Genomic DNA, 18,124 nt, shown 5'->3' with positions numbered 1-18,124 from the left:
GTGGTCAAGTTTGAGTATCTTAAGGAAACCCCATCCCAAACTGCGGGCCCTTACTTGCATATTGGCTGCACCCCCAACTTTATCGGCAATGACGGTATCTATGCGCGGGACTTGGGCAGCTCCATGGTTGCGGAAGGTGCCAAGGGCGAGAGAATTGTCGTGTCCGGGCGTATCTTTGATGGGGCCGGCGCGACGATCAAAGACGCCATGGTCGAAATCTGGCAGGCCGACGCCGATGGTCTTTACAATAGCCCTGAAGAACCAAGAGGGGACGCAGATCCGCGCTTCACGGGTTGGGGACGCCAACCGGTGGACATGGAAACGGGTGTTTTCCAGTTTGAAACCATCAAGCCGGGTCAGGTTCCCTTTCCAGATGGGCGCATGCAAGCACCTCACATCAGTTTGTGGATCGTCGCCCGTGGCATCAATCTCGGACTCAATACCCGGCTCTACTTCGCTGATGAAGATGAGGCCAATGCAGTCGATCCGGTTCTGCAGCGCATTGAGCACAAGCACCGGATCCAGACCTTGATTGCCGGGAAAATTGATGGTGGTTACGCCCTCGATATCTACCTTCAAGGAGACAATGAAACGGTGTTCTTTGACATATAGATGGGATGGTGCAATGCGCGCAGGCCGATGCTTTGATGGAATGAAGACATGATGGCAAATGACTTCTTTGCCGCTTCCTTGTTTCAGGAGGAAGCTGTTGCCAGCCTTTTTAGCGCTCGAACGATCTTAAACCACGCGCTTGCTTATGAGGTGGCAGCGGCCAAAGCCATGGCATCCAGCGGCATGATTGATCGGATCCACGCGGACGCCATCGTTGAAAAAGCCGCCAGCTTCCGCCCCCAACTGGAAAAAATCGCAGCTGGACAACTTCGTGATGGAGTGATCGTTCCGGAGTTCGTAAGCCAACTGCGCCGCCATGTAGCAGGGGAAGCTGCCGAGTTTCTCCATAGTGGCCTCACCAGTCAGGATGTGTTGGACACAGCGTTGGTGTTGAGTTTTCGCGAGGCCCTCACCATTCTCGAGGGCCGCATTGCCAATGTGGCCAAAGCACTAGACGTCCTAGATCAGCAGTTTGGGGCTGCGTCCTTGATGGCGCGCACTCGGATGCAAGCCGCCGTGCCTATAACGGTTCATGACCGGCTTTCAAACTGGCAACGGCCCTTGCAGCGGTTGAAAGCGGACCTTCAGTCTCATCGCGAAAACGCATTCGCTTTGCAGTTCGGTGGCCCTGTCGGCACGCGGAATGGTTTTGATGGGAAAGAGGATGTGTTCGCCAAAGCCTTGGCGAAAGAGCTGTCACTGGCGGACCCCGGATCTGCGTGGCACACCGACAGAGTGTCGTTTTCCCGCCTTGCCGAGTTGGTGTCGCACCTGACAGCCCAGCTTGGCAAAATAGGTCAGGACGTTTCTCTCATGGCTCAGCAGGGCGTTGAGGAGATAAGGCTAGGTGGGGGAGGCGGTTCTTCCGCGATGGCGCATAAAAAAAATCCGGTGAAGGCGGAGCTTCTCATCGCTTTGGCCAGATTCAATGCGACGCAAATTGCTGGTGTCCATCACAGCCTTCTGCATGAACAGGAACGGTCTGGTAGTGCCTGGATGCTGGAGTGGATGATTCTACCTCAAATGTTGTGTGTTGCAGCTAAGAGTCTAGCCGTTGGTGAGAAGCTGTTACTTGAGGTAGAGGCAATTGGTGCAGAGTGAATAAATCTGTTCGAAAGATCGGGTACAATGCTGCGCAGCTCCAGATGCGTGGCTTTTTTCTGTAGAGTAGTTGCACGGGTTCGGCTGCTCACTGGACTTGCGATTTTTTCAAATGCTAGAGATTTTGGGCACAAAAAACTACAGGTTGAGGATATGAAGAAAACCGCTGCTCTAGTCTTCGCTGCTGCCATGGCATACACCCATATGGCTTCGGCGAAGGACATTAACGCCAATGATCCGATCGGTATGGCTGATGCCATGCGTGACCTTGGCTATCAGGCCAAGCTTGAGAAAGATCACCAAGGGGACCCGATGATCCGCAGCTCTGTTTCAGGTGTGCGTTACAGCATCTATTTCTATGGCTGCACTGAGGGCAAGGACTGTAATGGCATCCAGTTCAGCGCAGTATGGGATCTGGAAAACGGTATTGATATGGACAGCATCAATACATGGAATGAAGAGCGTATTGTCGGTAAGGCCTATATCGACGATGAACGCGATCCTTACCTTGAGTACTTTGTCACCACAAAGGGTGGCCTTACAGAAGAAAATTTCGAAGACGCTGTTGATTGGTGGCGCGTGGCTGTTGGCCAGTTCATCAATCACATTGAGGAAACCGAGGCCTGAGCCAAGTCGGAAGATGCGGTTTGCTGCTTAGATGTGTCAAAGACGCAGTGGCATCGAAATTCTCTGTTTTCAGAACTGAAACTGAAAAACCTCGCAGTTTAGCTTGCGAGGTTTTTTGTTGGGCATACTGGGTTAGCCGCTAAGTACATGCGGCAACCACAGGACCAGTGCCGGAAAACTCAGCAAAATTATGACCCGTATGATCTCCGCCATGAAGAATGGCAGGACGCCCTTGAATGTTTCAATCATGGGAATGTCGCGGGCAAGCGCCGATATGACGAACACATTCATACCGACTGGTGGTGTGATCAGCCCCAGTTCCACAACAATGAGTGCCAGAATGCCAAACCAGACCTTCAAGTCTTCAGTGCTCATGCCATAGCCCGAGCCCTCGGCCATTTGATAGATGCCGCCATTCATCTCCGACAGGACTGGCCAAAAGAAGGGTATCACCAGAAGCATCATGGAAAGGCTATCCATCAAGCAACCGAGCAGGATCAGGGCAATGAGGAGCAGAACGAGAACGGTCATTGGCTCCAACCCGCTCGCTGCAACCCATGCCGCCGCCTCTTGTGGCAAGCCGCTGCGCGACATGAAGATCTTCAAGAGTTCCGCACCGAGCAGGATCAAGTAGATCATTCCAGAGGTGCTGGCCGTCTCCCGAAGCGCTTCCCCCATCACTCGGAAGTTGATCTTACGCTGGATGAGGCCAAAGCACAGCACGAGAAAGACGCCAACGGCCGCGGCTGGAGTGGGGTTGTAAAGACCAATATAAATGCCGCCGATCACCAGTCCGAACACAATCAGCACAGGTATCATTCCTACCGTTGCTGCAACGAATTCTTCCCTGCTGCCCGCACCACCCTTTGGTCCAGCCGTGGGGTTGATCAGTACATAAAGCGCAATGGTGAGCAGGAACAGAATGACGGCCAGTGCACCGGGAATAAAGGCTGCCACGAACATCGTGACGATGTTTGCTTCCACGATGATGGAGTAGATGATGAGTACCACGGAGGGGGGTATGAGAATTCCAAGAACGCCGCCGGCCGCCAGTGTGCCAGTGGCCAAGGCGCCAGAATAGTTGTAGCGCCGCAGTTCAGGTAGAGCGACCTTGCCCATTGTGGAGGCCGTTGCAAGTGATGAGCCGCAGATCGCACCGAAGCCTGCACAGGAGGCGATCGCCGCCATGGCTGTTCCGCCTCGCAGCCAGCCAAGCCAGGCATTCGCTGCGCGAAACAGCGCTTGGCTCAAGCCTGTCTTGGCGGCCAATGCACCCATTAAAACGAACAGTGGCACGACCGACAGATCGTAGATGGAGAACTGGCCGTAGGCGAGTGTCTTGAGCTGGCTGAGCAGAAGTTGAGGGCCGTTGATAAGGGAAATGCCAATGCCCCCGACGATGATCATGGCATAGGCAATGGGAATCCGAATGCCAATCAGCAGAATGAGAACCAACAAACCACCAATGCCGAGGGTGAGAGATTCAGCCATACGGGTACCGCGTCAAAGCAGTTGTGGTGGCGTTCAAGAGCGAAATCACTGCCGCAATAGACAGCAAAGCCAAAGAGATGAGGATCGGAACAAAGGCGAGCCAATGTGGGATTTGAAGGATTGTTGTGGTGTACTCGTAAAGCCGCTGATCCTCCATACCCAGATACATGCGCCATAAAAGAAGCAGGGCAAACCCGAGTGCAATAAGTGAGGCAACAAGGGAGAGCACGGCCTTGATGCGAATGGATGCACGGGCTGTAAAAACATCTGCTGTCACATTGGCATCTTTCAACTGGCAGTAAGGAAGGAATGAAAATGCAGCAATGGCAACGCCCATTTCCGTAAGTTCAAAGTCCCCAGGAAATGGATGGCCAAAAATGCCCCCGATCACGGAGATCATATTGACGGCGACCACCAGCAGCAACAGGACGCCGCCAACCATTGCCCAGCCAGTTATGCTCAGTTCTGCCAGCCGTTTCAGGCTGGCAGTCCGGTGTGGAGGCCGAGTGGCAGTCATTCTTATTGGCCGCTGTGTTTTGCGATGGCTGCGCGGGCTTTCTCAACCAAGGCCGGGCCGTCAATACCTTTTGAGCTGACCTCCGCCACCCAGCGATCGACGACGGGCGCCAGGGCCTCATTAAATACCGCGGTTTCCTCTTCAGTCAGGATGATATGAGTGTTTCCGGCCTGTTCTGCGAGACTAATGCCGAAGTCATCTGCGTTGCGCCAGATCTCCCCAACCTGTGCCAGCCATTCTTCGTTGGAAGCCTCACGAAAGGCCTGCTGTACATCGTTGGGCAGGCTGTCCCATCGAGCCTTGTTCATGGAAACCTGAAAGACAGCAGTGCCAAAGCGTGCGTTGGCAGCGCCTTCGATCTGGTATTGAGTCTGCTCCTGAATCTTGAGCGGAGGGATGATTTCCCAAGGAATGAACGCGCCGTCAATAACGCCCTTTTGCAATGCCTGTGGCAGGTCAGGCACTGGCATGGCAGCGGGCGACGCGCCAAGTGCCTCAATGACCCATGCGCCAGTGCGAGACGGCGTGCGAAGGGCTGTGCCCGCTAGATCTTCCGGACTGTGAACTTCCTTGTCCCGCATTTGAATGCCGTTACCTGCGTGCACGTGCAGGAACATCACCTCTAGGCCTTTGTACTCTTGTTTTAGGTCGCTCTCAAAAAGATCATTGAGCGCCAGATTGGCCGCCTTGGGGTCGTTGACGTAGACGAGTGGGAGCTCCATCACCTCTGTGCGAGGGAAGAGACCCGGTGTGTAGCCGTTCAACGTCCAGACAAGATCAACCACGCCGTCGCGCGCTTGAGAGACAAGTTCAGGAGGGCGCCCGCCGAGTGTCATGGAGGGGAATATTTCAATGGAAACTTTACCCCCTGACTTCTCCTCTACAGCCCGCGCCCAAGGTTCAAGCATCTGCGCATGCGCCGGGGCTTTGTTGCTTAGGAAGTGATGCAGCTTGAATGTATAGTCTGCTGCGTTCGCTGCGCCGACAGAAAAAATTGCAGGAAGCGCGGAGGCCGCCAACATTGATAATGCACCCAGTGTCTTCATGGTATCCTCCCAAAATCGGAAACTACGACGCTACAGTAGTCAGGTGCCATATCAGGTAAACCTAACCTCTGGTTGAATGCGTGACTCCGAATATGTGCATGCAGCTACAAAAACCAGAGACGGACCTGCACGGCTCAGTTCTCGGCAAAATATAACCCATCGCTCCCCGATGAACTACGTAGATCTCTCTATCTATTCCATGTCGCGTTTGGTGCGTAAAATTTGTTTTTCGGCTCGTATCATGCCGGATTGGATATGGATGAGCGGGGGCGAGGTCAAGCCTCAGCGAGTTCTGTTGGCTGTGCAAAGCCCTCTGAGCTGATGTCTTTCAGTATTTCGGAAAAGAATAGGGAAGCGGGACCCTGTTGCTGATCGGATCGGGTGACGAGGCCGACCGCTCCTCGTGTTGATGAGGTGTCAATCGGCAGTTCAACGAACTGCCCAGACGCAATTTCGGCGGCGATAACCCCTCGTGAGATAATCCAGATTGCCTGATGGTCCCGGGTAAAAGCTCGGCCAAAGGAATCCGACACTGTCTCGATTGCATGAATGGGTTCAGGGATGCCTTGCTCGATGAAAAGGCGATCAACAAACGGCCGGATTATCGAGGCGGCTGAAGGCAGCAAGACAGGATAATCGTTGAACTGCTCAATGGATAACTGCAGGGTTTTCGCAAGAGGATGGTTGGCGTCCACCGCAAAAACCACGCGTTCTCTGTAAAGCGGATCAAATGTCAGGTTCTGCATGTTTTCGGGCGCAGGTAGCCGGCCCATAACCATGTCTAGTTCACCGTTCCGGAGCTGATCGAGGAGAACCTTGTTTTCACCCGTTACTATGTGCAATCGATTGCGCATGCCGGACTGAAGATATCTCGCGACAGCTTGCGGAACGATAGCAGCAGAGACTGTTGGTAGGGCACCCAGCCGGATCATTGGTCCGTCGGCCACGCTAAACTGGGCCAGAGCGTTTATGCCGTTTCGTGCCGCGGAAAGGCTTGTACCTGCGTGCTTGAGGAACATTTCGCCAAACTGTGAGATCTTTATGCCGCGCCCGTCTTTCTCGATCAGTGGGCGGCCGCAAATCTCCTCAAGTTCGCGGATTGTGCGTGTCACGGCTGGTTGGGTGAGGTTCAAGACCTCCGCAGCTCGGCTGACGCTACTCAATCGTGCAACTTCAACGAATGCCTCCAGATGGCGCAGTTTTAATCGGCGAAGATTGTTCATTCCTGTGCAACTATGGTCAATGAAACAACGGGAGCTTGTTATAAGCACCTGCAAATCTAAGGGTCAATACGTAATTGTGAAAACGATAGGTAACCGTGGCGTTCTATCTGTGGTTAGTAGCGGTTTAGGTGTTATTTCAGGAGCCGAATTGAAAAAGAATGGAGCTGCCTTAATTTTTTCTAGTAAAGTTCCGTGCCTATTCTTGAAGCTGTCATCTCTCCTTAATTTTTCAGAGAATAAGGAATCCCATATACTGGGATTTTTTTTGCTTCTTTCGGGTGTGAGTAGGTAAACTTCACTTCGAGAGTGTCTAGTTTTGTTTGAAAGCAGAGGAGTTTAGATGAACATTTCTCGTATATTGAATGTTGCATAATTTGAAATGGCGTGGCTTGGGAGGAAAAGCATGAGTTTCAGAAAATCTGCATCTTTGCAATATTCATATTAGAATGATTACGTTAAGGTAATTTATGTTCCGGGAAGCTTGGCTATGCGCGTTGTCGTGCCATTTAGCAGCAAACCGAAGGATCTTGCAGACTTGAAACACGTGGTCTCTCAAATGGTATTTAAGTTTCGGCAGGCTGTGCTCCTTGGTTTTTTCGCTTTGTTTGTTTTGCAACCATTCTCCTCTTGGGGGCAAAACACTGTTTTAGATCGTATCCTCCAATACGGCGTGTTGCGTGTGGGAACCACCGGGGATTGGCTGCCCATGTCGGTGCGCGATCCAGAAAATGGCGGCTACATCGGCTATGACATTGACTTGACGAACGAACTTGCCAAGGATCTCGGTGTTTCCATTGAGTATGTCCGAATGGATTGGGGTAATCTGACCAAGGGTCTACAAGCTGGGCACTATGATATTACCACGTCCGCTAGCCTCACTCCGGCTAGAGCAGCCAGAGTTGCCTTTTCAGAGAGCTACTTTTCGCTTGCAACCGTTCCGCTGACACTGCGAGCCAACGATGGCAGGTTCAACACTTGGGCCGATCTAAACCAACCGGGCGTTACGATTGCTGCCACATTGGGGACCAGTCAAGAACAGCTGATTAAAGAGTTTTTTCCTCTCGCGCGACATTGGATTGTGGTGACACCGCGCCGCGACTACGAGGAAGTTTTGGCTGGCCGCGCTGATGCCCACATCACATCGGACGTGGAAGCCTTGCAACTGATCGAAGCACATAGAGAGTTGATGATCGTGCCGGTGGAAGCGCCCCGCGCTCCAACGCCTGTGGGAATGATGCTGCCTCGCAACGATCAGGTCTGGATCAACTATGTGAACTCATGGATCCGCTTCAAAGAAGAGCGCGGTTACTTCAAAGAGTTGGCGAAAAAGTGGAACCTCAAGCGCCGCTAGCTGTGTTTGCTCCCTTCAAACCGAATGGACGACAAAGCTACAAGATTTAAGATGTTTGGATCGCCAAGGAGCCATGTATAGTGGCTCTCACCTTCGACAGTCACCGATCTGAGCGAACAATGGACACTGCCCACACCATAGCCAATCGCATAAACGCGTTTTTTCAGCACCTGGATGATCGGAACTGGAAAATGGCGGAAGCAGTTCTGACCGATCCCGTTCATCTGGATGATCCATACTGGTGCAAGGGGGGAGCTCAAGATCTGGCGCCGACCGAAGCTGTTGACCATCTAAAGGCGTTCTTGGGCCAGTTTGCTGGGAGCCTTCACTACATCAGCAACATCATTGTTGAATCTCAGGAGCAAAAAGCCTGTGCTCGGCTGTACTCCGCCCGCACATACTTTGGCCCCAGAGCGGACGCCGACAAGTTCTTCAAACTCTATGGCATCTTCGACATATCGTTGGTTTACACGGGAGGGCAGTGGTCTATCGATTTCTTGCGCTTCCAAAAGCGCTTCGATGAAGGGGACCGTACCCTTGCAAGCTGACGCCGATCAAGGGTTTTGTTGTTCAGTTTGGGAGATGCAGCTTATGGCGGTTGAGATGCAAAGGCCTTTGGGCGCAGCAGTTCTATACTTTTTCTGTCTTGTTCTTCAGCCGCTCTCCAGCCTTGCTCAGGGGATTGGACCAGATCCATTCCCAGGTATCCGAGGCGAAGATCAGCGAGAAATGATAGATTCGTGGGATGCGCCATGGAGTTCCATTGGGCGTATCAACGTCGCGGGGTTTCGTTCCACGTCTATGTGTACGGGAACTTTGGTCGCTCCTGATGTGGTGCTCACTGCAGCCCACTGCGTTTTCAATCGCATCACCACCAAGCCTTTTCCTGCCAACAAAATCCATTTTGTAGCTGGTGTGCGCCGCGACAAGCACTTGGCACACGCGGTAGCGCGTTGCGTAGCCATGCCCGAAGGTTATCGTTTCGCACGAAAGCCAATGCTCGCCGAAACATTGCAGGACATTGCTTTCATCTACCTGACAAAGCCGCTTGATGTCCCCGTTGTGCAGACGGTCGATCTTTCTGAGACTGGTGGTTTGGAGGGGTCCGGGCCTGATTTCACCAGTGTTGGCTACTACCGTGACCGACCCTACCTGCCATCGGCGCACAGCGGCTGCGAAATTGTCGCTGAGCAGGAAGGTGTTTGGCTAACCAACTGCAACACCAACTATGGCGGCTCTGGCGGTCCGGCTTTGATTGAAGTGGAGGGGAAGGCGCGTGTGGCTGCCGTTGTGATCGGCGCGACGGAGGACAAGTACTCCATCGCGGTTCCGATCAGTTCATGGCCTAGTCTTGAGCGGGAAAACAGCTGTAATTCTAGGGCCGGATTAAACGCCCTTGAAGATACTGCCGAGAACCAATAGGCCCCAGCCACCGGTCATCGCCCAAAAGGTATTACCGGTGATCACCGGAATGTAGATGCCGCCAACGGCACTGAGCAGAGCCATTACGCCAAGAGCAAGCGCCAGAATGAACACGATAAAGCTTGGAGCGGAAAGTCTCATCAAATCGATCCGTTTCTGATTGAAGTAAAGGAAGAAGGCTTCCGACGTATCACAGTGGCATGTGCCAGAACAGACCTGTCTGAAACTTGTCTTCAGGCTTTCGTGCAGAGGATTATCCGTTTCGTTCAGCTGCTAGTTCTGCCATTTCGGCATGAAGCCAATCGCGGAACTTTCGTGCTTTGTCCTTTTGATAGGTCGGTTCCAGCCCTACCAGCCAGTATTGTGCAGGGATCTCCAAGGAGAGTTCGAACGGGCGATGCAGCAAGCCGAGGCGCATGTCTCCCGCGGCAAGGATGCTCCTGCCGAGCAGGACACCCGCACCCTCCAGAGCCGCGTTTTGTGCGTGATCTGCATGGCTGAACTGTGTGCCACGCCTCCACCAGTCGGCTTTGGGCAGACCCGCCGCCGCAAGCCAGTCCGGCCAACGTGGGGTCCCGGCAATGTTCTCCATCGCAAGATCATGCAGAAGCGGCGCTTGTTCTAGATCTCTGGGATGTTGCAGGCGCTCAGCCAACCGTTTGGCACATAGCGGGAAAACGATCTCTCGCGCCAAGGCTTCCGAATGCAGCTTTGGATAGGGCCCGGGGCCGAAGCGCATGCCAAGGTCTACTTCATCCCGATTGAAATCGACCAGCGCAAGGCTAGCTGAAAGGCGCAACTCGATTTCCGGGTAGGCGTCCATGAAGCGGTAAATTCGCGGTGCTAAAATCTTGGCGGCGATGGCAGGGCCGGTTGAGACCACGAGAATGGAGTCCTGCCCCTTTCCCGTAATCCGGGCAACCGCCTCACGAAACTGCTCCAGTCCAGCTTCCACACCGGGCAGGAGCTGGCGGCCCGCAGGTGTCAGATCAATCGCCCGGTTGAACCGCTCAAACAGTTGAACCCCCAGCTGCTCTTCGAGTGTTTTCACTTGGTAGCTAATGGCTGAAGCGGTGAGGTTCATTTCTGCGGCAGCTTTTGAAAAGCTCATGTGCCTGGCGACACATTCGAAAACCTTGAAGCTGTTTAGTGGAGGAAGCCGGTCGACCATATCGCCTCAAAAAATTTGATCCGAAGCGTCAAAATTAAGCGTTTGTCGAAGGTGCGTCTAGGAAATATTTGTAGTGATGTCGAACAGAAGGAACATCACGATGCAAACAGGTCTGAACACACACGAAACATCGCAGAGAGCGACTTATAGTCAGCATATTGGCACCCTTGTCATGAAGGGGCGACAGGCCCGCTCGCAGGCGGCGTTGGGCGCTCTGTCATGGATGCGGCGTCAGTTCTTTTCTCTGGTGGGCTGAGGGGCCCGCCAATACATAAACAATTGGTGCGCAGCGATCAGTCATCAGGTGCCTATGGCTGTTGGGTATGCCGGTGCAAAGATAATGAAAAAATCCAGACAAGGGCTGGCGTGAACAAGCCACATTCTGTAAGAGGCCTTCAACAAAAGTTTCTGCAGGTTTGACGCGCGGATGGCGCGCGCCGCCTTGGGCGGCCGAGACCTGCCTTGATATCCAGCAGGACTGTAGCCTGCTTAAGGAGGCCATATGAGCGTAGCACCTGCTGGCGCGAAAAATCTGCTGCCATACGAGAAGCGCCGCACCTTCGCAATCATCTCTCACCCGGATGCGGGTAAGACAACGCTTACGGAAAAGCTGCTGCTTGGTGGCGGTGCCATTCGTGCTGCCGGTCAAGTTCGTGCTCGTGGTGAACGTCGCCGTGCTCGGTCTGACTGGATGAAGATCGAACAGGAACGTGGCATCTCGGTTTCAAGTTCTGTGATGACGTTCGAGCGAAACGACATCATCTTCAATCTTCTCGATACGCCGGGCCATGAAGACTTCTCGGAGGATACCTACCGCACGCTTACAGCTGTTGATGCGGCCATCATGGTAATCGACGCCGCGAAGGGTATTGAGAGTCAGACCCGTAAGTTGTTTGAGGTTTGCCGCCTGCGCGACATTCCCATCATCACTTTCGTCAACAAGATTGACCGCGAAGGCCGCCATCCGCTCGAAATTCTCGACGAGATTCAAGAGGCACTGGCCCTTGATGTGACGCCAATGAGCTGGCCCGTGGGCATGGGCTCGGACTTTTTCGGTGTCTACGATCACATCGGCAACCGCTATTTCACCTCAACGGAAGGCCGTGGTGGCCCACTGGACACCATCAAACCGGTGGAAGGTCTTGAAGACCCTGAACTGATTGGCGAGTTGTTTGACAACATTCGCGATGATCTTGAAGAGAATGTGGAACTTGGCGGTGCAGGCTACTCAGAGTTTGACAAGGATTCCTTCCTTGAGGGCCACCTGACACCGGTGTTCTTTGGCTCAGCTCTTCGTGACTACGGCATCGACCAGGTGCTGGACTTCATTGCAGACTATGCGCCGCCGCCGCACGCTCAGCCAGCAACGGGTGGCCGTACCATCACACCGGAAGAAGGCAAGGTAACAGGCTTCGTCTTCAAGGTGCAGGCCAATATGGACCCCAAGCACCGGGACCGTATTGCGTTTGTGCGTCTTTGTTCTGGAACGTTCAAGCGCGGCATGAAGCTCAAACACGTCCGTGCTGGCAAGCCGATTACGGTTTCAGCGCCAATCTTCTTTTTCGCGGAAGAACGAGAGATTGCAGAAACCGCATTCCCGGGCGATGTGATCGGGGTGCCAAACCACGGCCAGTTGCGTGTAGGTGACACGTTGTCTGAGGGCGAGGAGATCCACGTCACAGGGCTACCCGCATTCGCGCCTGAGATCCTGCGCCGTGTTCGCCTGACTGACACCATGCGCGTTAAGCAAATGCGACGCGGCCTTGAAGACCTTGCAGAAGAAGGCCTTGTGCAGATCTTCAAGCCTTCTATCGGCACCAACTGGATTGTAGGTGTGGTTGGTGTGCTTCAGCTCGACGTTGTGGTGGATCGCTTGAAGCAGGAATACCAAACGGAAATCGGCTTCGAGCCGGTCATGTACAATACCGCGCGTTGGGCAGAGGCCGATGACCGCCAGAAGCTCGACAAGTTCCTTGAAACCAACCGTGCGCACGTGGCACTCGACCGCGATGACAAGCCTGTTTATCTTTTCAAGAACGCGTGGGAAGTGACCTATGTGGGTGAGAAGAACCCAGATATCCGGTTCCGAGAAACGCGTGAGATCGTTTACACCGCCGACTAATGCAACAAGGCCAGCACCGTGCTGGCCTTTTCGCTCTCCCTTCTTAAGAGCTTGACGTCTATGCTTGATCCTGCACTTGAAACGCTTCTTCTACCCTTTGAATACGACAGCTTGGATGTGCCTGAGGGCGGCAAGGTGCTGTTTCTCAGGGCAAGGTTTTCGCCAAAACTGAAGGAGGTGTTTGGAAGCGCGCTGGTGTGCCAACAGTCCTTCGCGCCAGATGCCGACATTCTGTCCCGCGCTGGGCTGGAGCTGGTGGAAGCGCCAGTTGACGCAGCTGAGATAACTCTCGTGCTCCCACCCCGGCAGAAACAGGAGGCTCGCGCCCTTTTGGCCCATGCGGTCAACACGACTCGTGATGGTGGCTTTGTTGTTGCGTGCGTGTCAAACACCGAAGGTGCCAAGTCCTGCGAAGCGGATCTTAATAAACTGGCAGGACTGGATGGCAAGCTTTCCAAGCACAAGTGCCGTGTGTTCTGGGCCGCCGTTTCCCGGGATACGCTTGATGGCGGTCTTCTCAATGATTGGCTTCAGCTCGACATGCCGCGGGAGATTGAAGATGGAAGGTTCACCAGCCGTCCGGGCATTTTCTCTTGGGATCACATTGATCCGGCCTCAAAGCTGCTTGTCTCCAAGCTCCCTGAAGGTCTGAAGGGGCGTGTGGCAGATCTTGGCGCGGGCTATGGCTATCTCTCGACCGAAATCTTGCAGCGATGTTCAAGTGTGGCCGCACTTGATCTTTACGAGGCTGAAAAGCGCGCGCTTGATCTTGCAGCTGGCAATATCGGCCGTCTCGAGCCGAAAATCCCGGTTGAGTTTCACTGGGCTGACGTTACCAGAGGATTGAAACATTCCTACGATTTTGTGGTGATGAACCCACCGTTCCACACTGGTAAGGCAGACCGTACAGACCTTGGGCAAGCGTTTATCGTCGCTGCCTCTAAGGGGTTGAAGCCGGGCGGATCACTTTACATGGTGGCAAACCGCCATCTGCCTTATGAAAGCACGCTTGACCGCTATTTTGAGAGCTTCGAGATCATCGCGGATGAGCAGGGGTATAAGGTTATCCAAGCCAAAAAGGCACGCCGATGAGACTGGTCAAGGTGCTGGCAAATCTTGGCTATGGCTCGCGCAAGGAAATGCAGCAGGCTATCCGCAATGGCTGGGTGACAGATATGCAAGGCGCCCCGATCAAGGCGGACAGCCAGCTGCCTCACGAAGAGATCCTGTTTGACGATGAGCCGCTTGATCCTGCCCAAGGATCAGTCTTGCTCCTCAATAAACCTTTGGGTGTAACCTGTTCGAAGAAGGACCCGGGCAAACTGGTCTATGACCTGTTTCCAGATCGCTTCAAACTTAGAAAGCCTGCGATCTCCACCATCGGTCGTCTCGACAAGGAAACCTCTGGCCTTCTTCTGCTCACTGATGATGGCCAATATCTGCACAAGGTGATCTCACCCAAAACTGAAACGCCCAAGTTCTATGAGGTTACGCTCGACCGTCCTTTATCCGGCACCGAAGCGACTCTTTTCGCCAGTGGCACCATGATGCTTGAGGGGGAGGACAAGCCACTTAAGCAAGCCGAGTTGACAATTACTGGTGAACACACGGCAACCCTTGTGCTTCACGAAGGCCGCTACCATCAGGTTCGCCGCATGTTTGCCGCAACGGGCAATCATGTCACCGACCTGCACCGTTCTCGAATTGGCAATCTTACGCTTGGCGACCTCAAACCCGGTGAGTGGAAGGTGTTGTCGGAAGATGAAAAGGCGCTGGTGATCGGGTAAGCTTGTCAGGAGCCTGTGCATCAACCGCTGATAGCGCTTGCCTCTTGTTGGGGGACGGTTACTTTTTGCGGGATCCGGAGGCCATACTTTGCCAAGCATTCCACTTCCTTTTCTGACGGCGATTTTTCTTGGGCTCGTGCTGTTGCGTCTCTGGGGGGCAGGGGGGCGCCACTTCAGTTCGCTGTTTCTGGTAACGCTCCTGTTCTATTGCGCCCAGTCAGTTCTGGCGGGTATCAATTGGGGCATCAGCGCTTTGCCTCCACTGACACTGGCTCTCGTTGCCATTACTCTTCCTCCACTCACATGGGCCTCACTGCAAGATCTCATGAAGCCGGTGAGCGTGCGTCTGCTGGCCGGGGTTTCGGCGTTGATTGTTGCGCTCGCACTCGCAATGTATGCCACCTATCTGGTGGGGTGGGGTGTCGGGCCAGACATCATCATCGCGCTCACTTATCTAAGCTTCGGTGTATCGTTGGTTCAGGAAGCCAGGCACGGTGATCTTAGTTGGGCAGAAAATCAGCCATTTCATATGGTTATGCCAGCCAAACTGGCGTTTTTGAGCGCAGGTGTTTTGTTTGTTGTGTCAGCGTTTGTGGACACGGCAGTGGCCATAGATTTTGCGGTTTCAGGAGGGCGGAACGCGCCTACACTCGTAACCGCTGCAACGCTCACGATGCTCTGCTCTCTCGTTGCGCTGTATCTATATGTAACCACCCGATCCGTGCATGCGAGCGATGCTTCAAGCAGTGCTGCTTTGCCACGCACTGACCCTGAGCTGGTTTCAGCTCTTGAGCGGTTGAAGGCGCTTATGGAGAGTGAAAGGCTCTACAGGAAAGAGAACCTTTCCCTCGAAATGCTGAGCAAGGCATCCCGCCTTCCAAGTAGGCAGATCTCAGAGGCGGTCAATGCCTTGGAGCAGCAAAATGTACCGCAATTCGTAAATGGGTATCGTGTGCGTGAAGCCTGCAAGCTGCTTCAAGAAACCAAGGCAACGATAACCCAGATCATGTTCGATGTCGGTTTCACCACCAAATCGAACTTTAACAAGGAATTTCAGCGCGTAACAGGAATGAGCCCTTCAGCTTATCGAGCCCATTCCCGCAAAGTTGATGCTTAGTCCGGGTAGCTGATGCTGGAGACAATCTTGTCCACGTCAATGTTTACCGAACCTAGCGCCATGTGGCTGAGGAAATTCAGGTAAACCACTGCAGCATCTGCAACCAAATCAAAGGTACTGGCGGTCCCATTGAAGCGCAAAACACCCCTGTCGGCTTTGATCCGGACAGCTTCATAGGAGCCGGTCAGGTTAGCGGCAATGGCATCCAGCTCCACGTCCAGATTAAATGCGGATGGAATGGCGATTTCCGCTTCCGGGTCACACCATCCGAAGCGAGACCAGGCCGACCGTTCCATTCGCACCACAACCCGATCCCCTTCTGAGGAGAGTTTCGCGCTCAGGTCGCACCATTTGTAATCGTTGGTGTGAACCTCAACGCTCTTGTGGTCATCGTCCTTGGTGGTAATCGCCACGGCGATGCTGTCACCCACAAGGGCTAGGGATGAGGCTTGGCTGGCGTCAATCTCCTCGGAGATGGCGGAGGTGCCGGTCAGGCTTAGCGTGACCAGCCCGCCAATGATCAAGGTAGTTGTGCCGAGGATGATGTAGCGAAGTTTTGGCATTGGGAGTTCCTTTCATCAAATGTGATGGGAACAGAAAGCACGCAAATGCCCAATTGCATCGACCTCAAACCGAAATGAGGACCATCCAAGGTCCTCAATCACGAAAAAGGAAGGATAGTTTGGGGCGCTTGCGCTCTACTCTTCCGCAAGCATTTCCAGCTCAAGCCATTCCTCTTCCAAGGTTTCCAGCTGTTCGTGGGCCTTGCCGACGGCCTCGGTCACTTTGTGGAAGCGCTCAGGGTTTCCAGTGAAAAGGTTGGGGTCTTCAAGCTCCTTTTGAAGCTTGGCAATCTTCTGCTGCAGCGAGTCAATTTCGTCTGGAAGGGCTTTTAGACGGTGTTGCTGGGTGAAGGTGAGGGAACTCTTCTTGCTGTTTGCCTTCTCTTCCTTCGGCTTTTCCGCCTTGTCCTTCTTGGGTTTTTCAGACTTCTGCACCTTCTTGGCGTCAACGCCCGCTCCCCGTTGGGCGATCATGTCCGAGTAGCCGCCAGCATACTCTTGCCACTTGCCATCCCCTTCCATGGTGATGACGGAGGTGCAGATGCGATCGAGGAAGTCGCGATCGTGGCTGACAAGAAAAACGGTTCCCTGATAGTCGGCGATCAGCTCTTGCAGGAGGTCAAGCGTTTCCAGATCCAGATCGTTTGTTGGCTCATCGAGTACCATCACATTGGACGGCATCGCCAGGGCGCGGGCCAGCAACAGGCGACCGCGCTCCCCGCCCGAAAGCACGCGCACCGGCGTACGCGCTTGTTCCGGTTTGAACAAGAAGTCCTTCATGTAACTCATGACATGTTTGGAAGTGTCGCCAATGATGACGGTATCCCCACGCCCACCGGTCATGGCGCTGGCCAGCGTGTCATTTGGGTCAAGCTTTTCCCGCTTTTGGTCCAGCGTAATCATCTGAAGGTTTGCGCCAAGACGGACGCTACCACTGTCCGGCTCCAGATCGCCCACCAGCATTTTCAAGAGAGTTGTTTTTCCCGCCCCGTTTGGGCCGACAAAGCCAACACGATCCCCTCTTTGAATGCGTGTTGAAAAGTCTTTTACAATAGGGCGGGCCTCGAAAGCCTTGTTGATCGACTTCGCTTCAGAAACCAGCTTGCCCGAGACTTCCCCTTCCGTCGCCGCCATCTTGACGCCGCTTTGCGGACCTTTGTAGTCGCGCTTCTTTTGACGAAGATCGGCCAGCTCACGAACGCGGCGCATGTTCCGTTTGCGACGTGCGGTCACGCCATAAGTCATCCAGTGCTCTTCCTGCTTGATCTTCAGGTCGAGGCGCTGTTGATCCCGTTCTTCTTCTTCAAAAACCTTGTCACGCCACTCTTCAAACTTGGAGAAGCCTTCTTCCTGGCGTCTGGAGAGCCCGCGATCTATCCAGACTGTCGCTCGCGACAGGTTTTCCAGAAAACGTCGGTCGTGTGAGATAAGTACGATTGCGGACTTCATCTGCCGCAATTCAGTTTCCAACCACTCGATTACTGGGAGATCAAGGTGGTTGGTAGGCTCATCCAGAAGCAGGATATCAGGCTCTGGTGCCAAGGCTCGGGCAATTGCTGCTCGCTTGGCCTCTCCACCCGAAAGTGTGGCTGGGTCTTCCCGGCCGGTCAAACCCAAAACCTCTAAAAGGTACTGTGCGCGGTAGTGATCATCACCTGGTGCAAGGCCAGCCTCCGCATACTCAAGACTGGTTGAAAAGCCTGTTAGATCAGGTTCTTGAGGAAGATAGCGCACTGTTGTGCCGGGCTGCAAAAAGGTTTCGCCCTTGTCTGGTTCTACTAAGCCGGCTGCGATCTTCAGGAGAGTGGACTTGCCGGAGCCATTGCGCCCAACCAGACAGATCCGGTCACCTTCGCCCACCTGCAACTCTGCACCCGTCAGCAGAGGCGTTGACCCGAAGGTCAGGTGGATGTCGCGGATATGCAGGAGAGGAGGCGCCATATGTTAAAACCCCGGCTTTATGTATTTTGCATG

General features: G+C 53.9%; 19 protein-coding genes. 11 read left to right on the top strand and 8 right to left on the bottom strand.

Features of this window, described 5'->3' with window-relative positions; translation table 11 throughout:
• The 3 genes from pcaG to PUV47_RS04950 all read left to right on the top strand — a co-directional run bounded on the left by pcaG (window position 1) and on the right by PUV47_RS04950 (window position 2,340).
• Window positions 1-612, top strand: a complete 612-nt coding sequence (gene pcaG, locus PUV47_RS04960) for a protocatechuate 3,4-dioxygenase subunit alpha (protein ID WP_274217365.1) — start codon at window positions 1-3, stop codon at window positions 610-612.
• Window positions 613-660: 48 nt separating this feature from the next.
• Entirely contained in the window at window positions 661-1,713 is a 1,053-nt protein-coding gene (locus PUV47_RS04955) for a 3-carboxy-cis,cis-muconate cycloisomerase (RefSeq protein ID WP_274217364.1), read from the top strand.
• Window positions 1,714-1,866: 153 nt separating this feature from the next.
• Window positions 1,867-2,340, top strand: coding sequence for a YbjN domain-containing protein (locus tag PUV47_RS04950; RefSeq protein ID WP_274217363.1), 474 nt, complete (start codon window positions 1,867-1,869; stop codon window positions 2,338-2,340).
• 132 nt (window positions 2,341-2,472) lie between these two features.
• Here the strand turns inward: PUV47_RS04950 and PUV47_RS04945 are convergent, their stop codons facing one another.
• From PUV47_RS04945 to pcaQ, 4 genes are all read right to left on the bottom strand, one after another.
• A complete protein-coding gene (locus PUV47_RS04945) occupies window positions 2,473-3,831 on the bottom strand; it encodes a TRAP transporter large permease (RefSeq protein WP_274217362.1) in 1,359 nt (452 codons plus the stop codon).
• On the bottom strand, window positions 3,824-4,348 hold the full coding sequence (locus PUV47_RS04940) for a TRAP transporter small permease (RefSeq protein ID WP_274217361.1): 525 nt from the start codon (window positions 4,346-4,348) through the stop codon (window positions 3,824-3,826). Before PUV47_RS04940 ends, PUV47_RS04945 begins: the two co-directional genes overlap by 8 nt.
• Window positions 4,349-4,350: 2 nt before the next feature.
• A complete protein-coding gene (locus tag PUV47_RS04935) occupies window positions 4,351-5,394 on the bottom strand; it encodes a TRAP transporter substrate-binding protein (protein ID WP_425313731.1) in 1,044 nt (347 codons plus the stop codon).
• Window positions 5,395-5,669: 275 nt separating this feature from the next.
• Window positions 5,670-6,617: a pca operon transcription factor PcaQ gene (gene pcaQ, locus PUV47_RS04930; protein WP_274217359.1), complete on the bottom strand. Its 948-nt coding sequence runs from the start codon at window positions 6,615-6,617 to the stop codon at window positions 5,670-5,672.
• Between the two features lie 487 nt (window positions 6,618-7,104).
• Between pcaQ and PUV47_RS04925 the strand changes: the two genes are divergently transcribed.
• The 3 genes from PUV47_RS04925 (at window position 7,105) to PUV47_RS04915 (ending at window position 9,390) form a co-directional block, all read left to right on the top strand.
• Complete coding sequence (locus tag PUV47_RS04925; RefSeq protein ID WP_337994496.1) at window positions 7,105-7,968, top strand: transporter substrate-binding domain-containing protein; 864 nt, start codon at window positions 7,105-7,107, stop codon at window positions 7,966-7,968.
• Window positions 7,969-8,087: 119 nt separating this feature from the next.
• Window positions 8,088-8,516, top strand: a complete 429-nt coding sequence (locus PUV47_RS04920; protein WP_274217358.1) for a nuclear transport factor 2 family protein — start codon at window positions 8,088-8,090, stop codon at window positions 8,514-8,516.
• A gap of 181 nt (window positions 8,517-8,697) precedes the next feature.
• Window positions 8,698-9,390: a trypsin-like serine peptidase gene (locus PUV47_RS04915; protein WP_274217357.1), complete on the top strand. Its 693-nt coding sequence runs from the start codon at window positions 8,698-8,700 to the stop codon at window positions 9,388-9,390.
• On the opposite strand, the gene PUV47_RS04910 is transcribed toward PUV47_RS04915, so the two are convergent.
• Window positions 9,355-9,531 carry a hypothetical protein gene (locus PUV47_RS04910; protein WP_274217356.1) on the bottom strand — a complete coding sequence of 59 codons (177 nt, stop codon included), beginning with the start codon at window positions 9,529-9,531 and terminating at the stop codon, window positions 9,355-9,357. The genes PUV47_RS04915 and PUV47_RS04910 overlap by 36 nt on opposite strands.
• 112 nt (window positions 9,532-9,643) lie before the next feature.
• On the bottom strand, window positions 9,644-10,561 hold the full coding sequence (gene gcvA / locus PUV47_RS04905) for a transcriptional regulator GcvA (RefSeq protein WP_274217355.1): 918 nt from the start codon (window positions 10,559-10,561) through the stop codon (window positions 9,644-9,646).
• A gap of 76 nt (window positions 10,562-10,637) precedes the next feature.
• Here gcvA and PUV47_RS04900 point away from each other — a divergent pair, with 76 nt between their 5' ends.
• The 5 genes from PUV47_RS04900 (at window position 10,638) to PUV47_RS04880 (ending at window position 15,587) form a co-directional block, all read left to right on the top strand.
• Complete coding sequence (locus PUV47_RS04900; RefSeq protein WP_274217354.1) at window positions 10,638-10,817, top strand: hypothetical protein; 180 nt, start codon at window positions 10,638-10,640, stop codon at window positions 10,815-10,817.
• Window positions 10,818-11,063: 246 nt separating this feature from the next.
• On the top strand, window positions 11,064-12,683 hold the full coding sequence (locus PUV47_RS04895) for a peptide chain release factor 3 (RefSeq protein WP_274217353.1): 1,620 nt from the start codon (window positions 11,064-11,066) through the stop codon (window positions 12,681-12,683).
• A 60-nt stretch (window positions 12,684-12,743) separates the two neighbouring features.
• Complete coding sequence (locus tag PUV47_RS04890; protein ID WP_274217352.1) at window positions 12,744-13,775, top strand: class I SAM-dependent methyltransferase; 1,032 nt, start codon at window positions 12,744-12,746, stop codon at window positions 13,773-13,775.
• Window positions 13,772-14,470: a pseudouridine synthase gene (locus PUV47_RS04885; protein ID WP_274217351.1), complete on the top strand. Its 699-nt coding sequence runs from the start codon at window positions 13,772-13,774 to the stop codon at window positions 14,468-14,470. Before PUV47_RS04890 ends, PUV47_RS04885 begins: the two co-directional genes overlap by 4 nt.
• 88 nt (window positions 14,471-14,558) lie before the next feature.
• Window positions 14,559-15,587: a helix-turn-helix domain-containing protein gene (locus PUV47_RS04880; protein ID WP_274217350.1), complete on the top strand. Its 1,029-nt coding sequence runs from the start codon at window positions 14,559-14,561 to the stop codon at window positions 15,585-15,587.
• On the opposite strand, the gene PUV47_RS04875 is transcribed toward PUV47_RS04880, so the two are convergent.
• Window positions 15,584-16,150: a hypothetical protein gene (locus PUV47_RS04875; RefSeq protein ID WP_274217349.1), complete on the bottom strand. Its 567-nt coding sequence runs from the start codon at window positions 16,148-16,150 to the stop codon at window positions 15,584-15,586. The genes PUV47_RS04880 and PUV47_RS04875 overlap by 4 nt on opposite strands.
• A gap of 135 nt (window positions 16,151-16,285) precedes the next feature.
• Complete coding sequence (locus PUV47_RS04870; RefSeq protein ID WP_274217348.1) at window positions 16,286-18,091, bottom strand: ABC-F family ATP-binding cassette domain-containing protein; 1,806 nt, start codon at window positions 18,089-18,091, stop codon at window positions 16,286-16,288.
• Window positions 18,092-18,124 lie beyond the last annotated feature (33 nt).

The sequence above is a fragment of the Pseudovibrio exalbescens genome (assembly GCF_028737195.1).
Taxonomy (GTDB): domain Bacteria; phylum Pseudomonadota; class Alphaproteobacteria; order Rhizobiales; family Stappiaceae; genus Pseudovibrio; species Pseudovibrio zosterae.
Note: the sequence above shows the minus strand (reverse complement) of the source record. Positions and strands in the feature narration are given on the sequence as shown.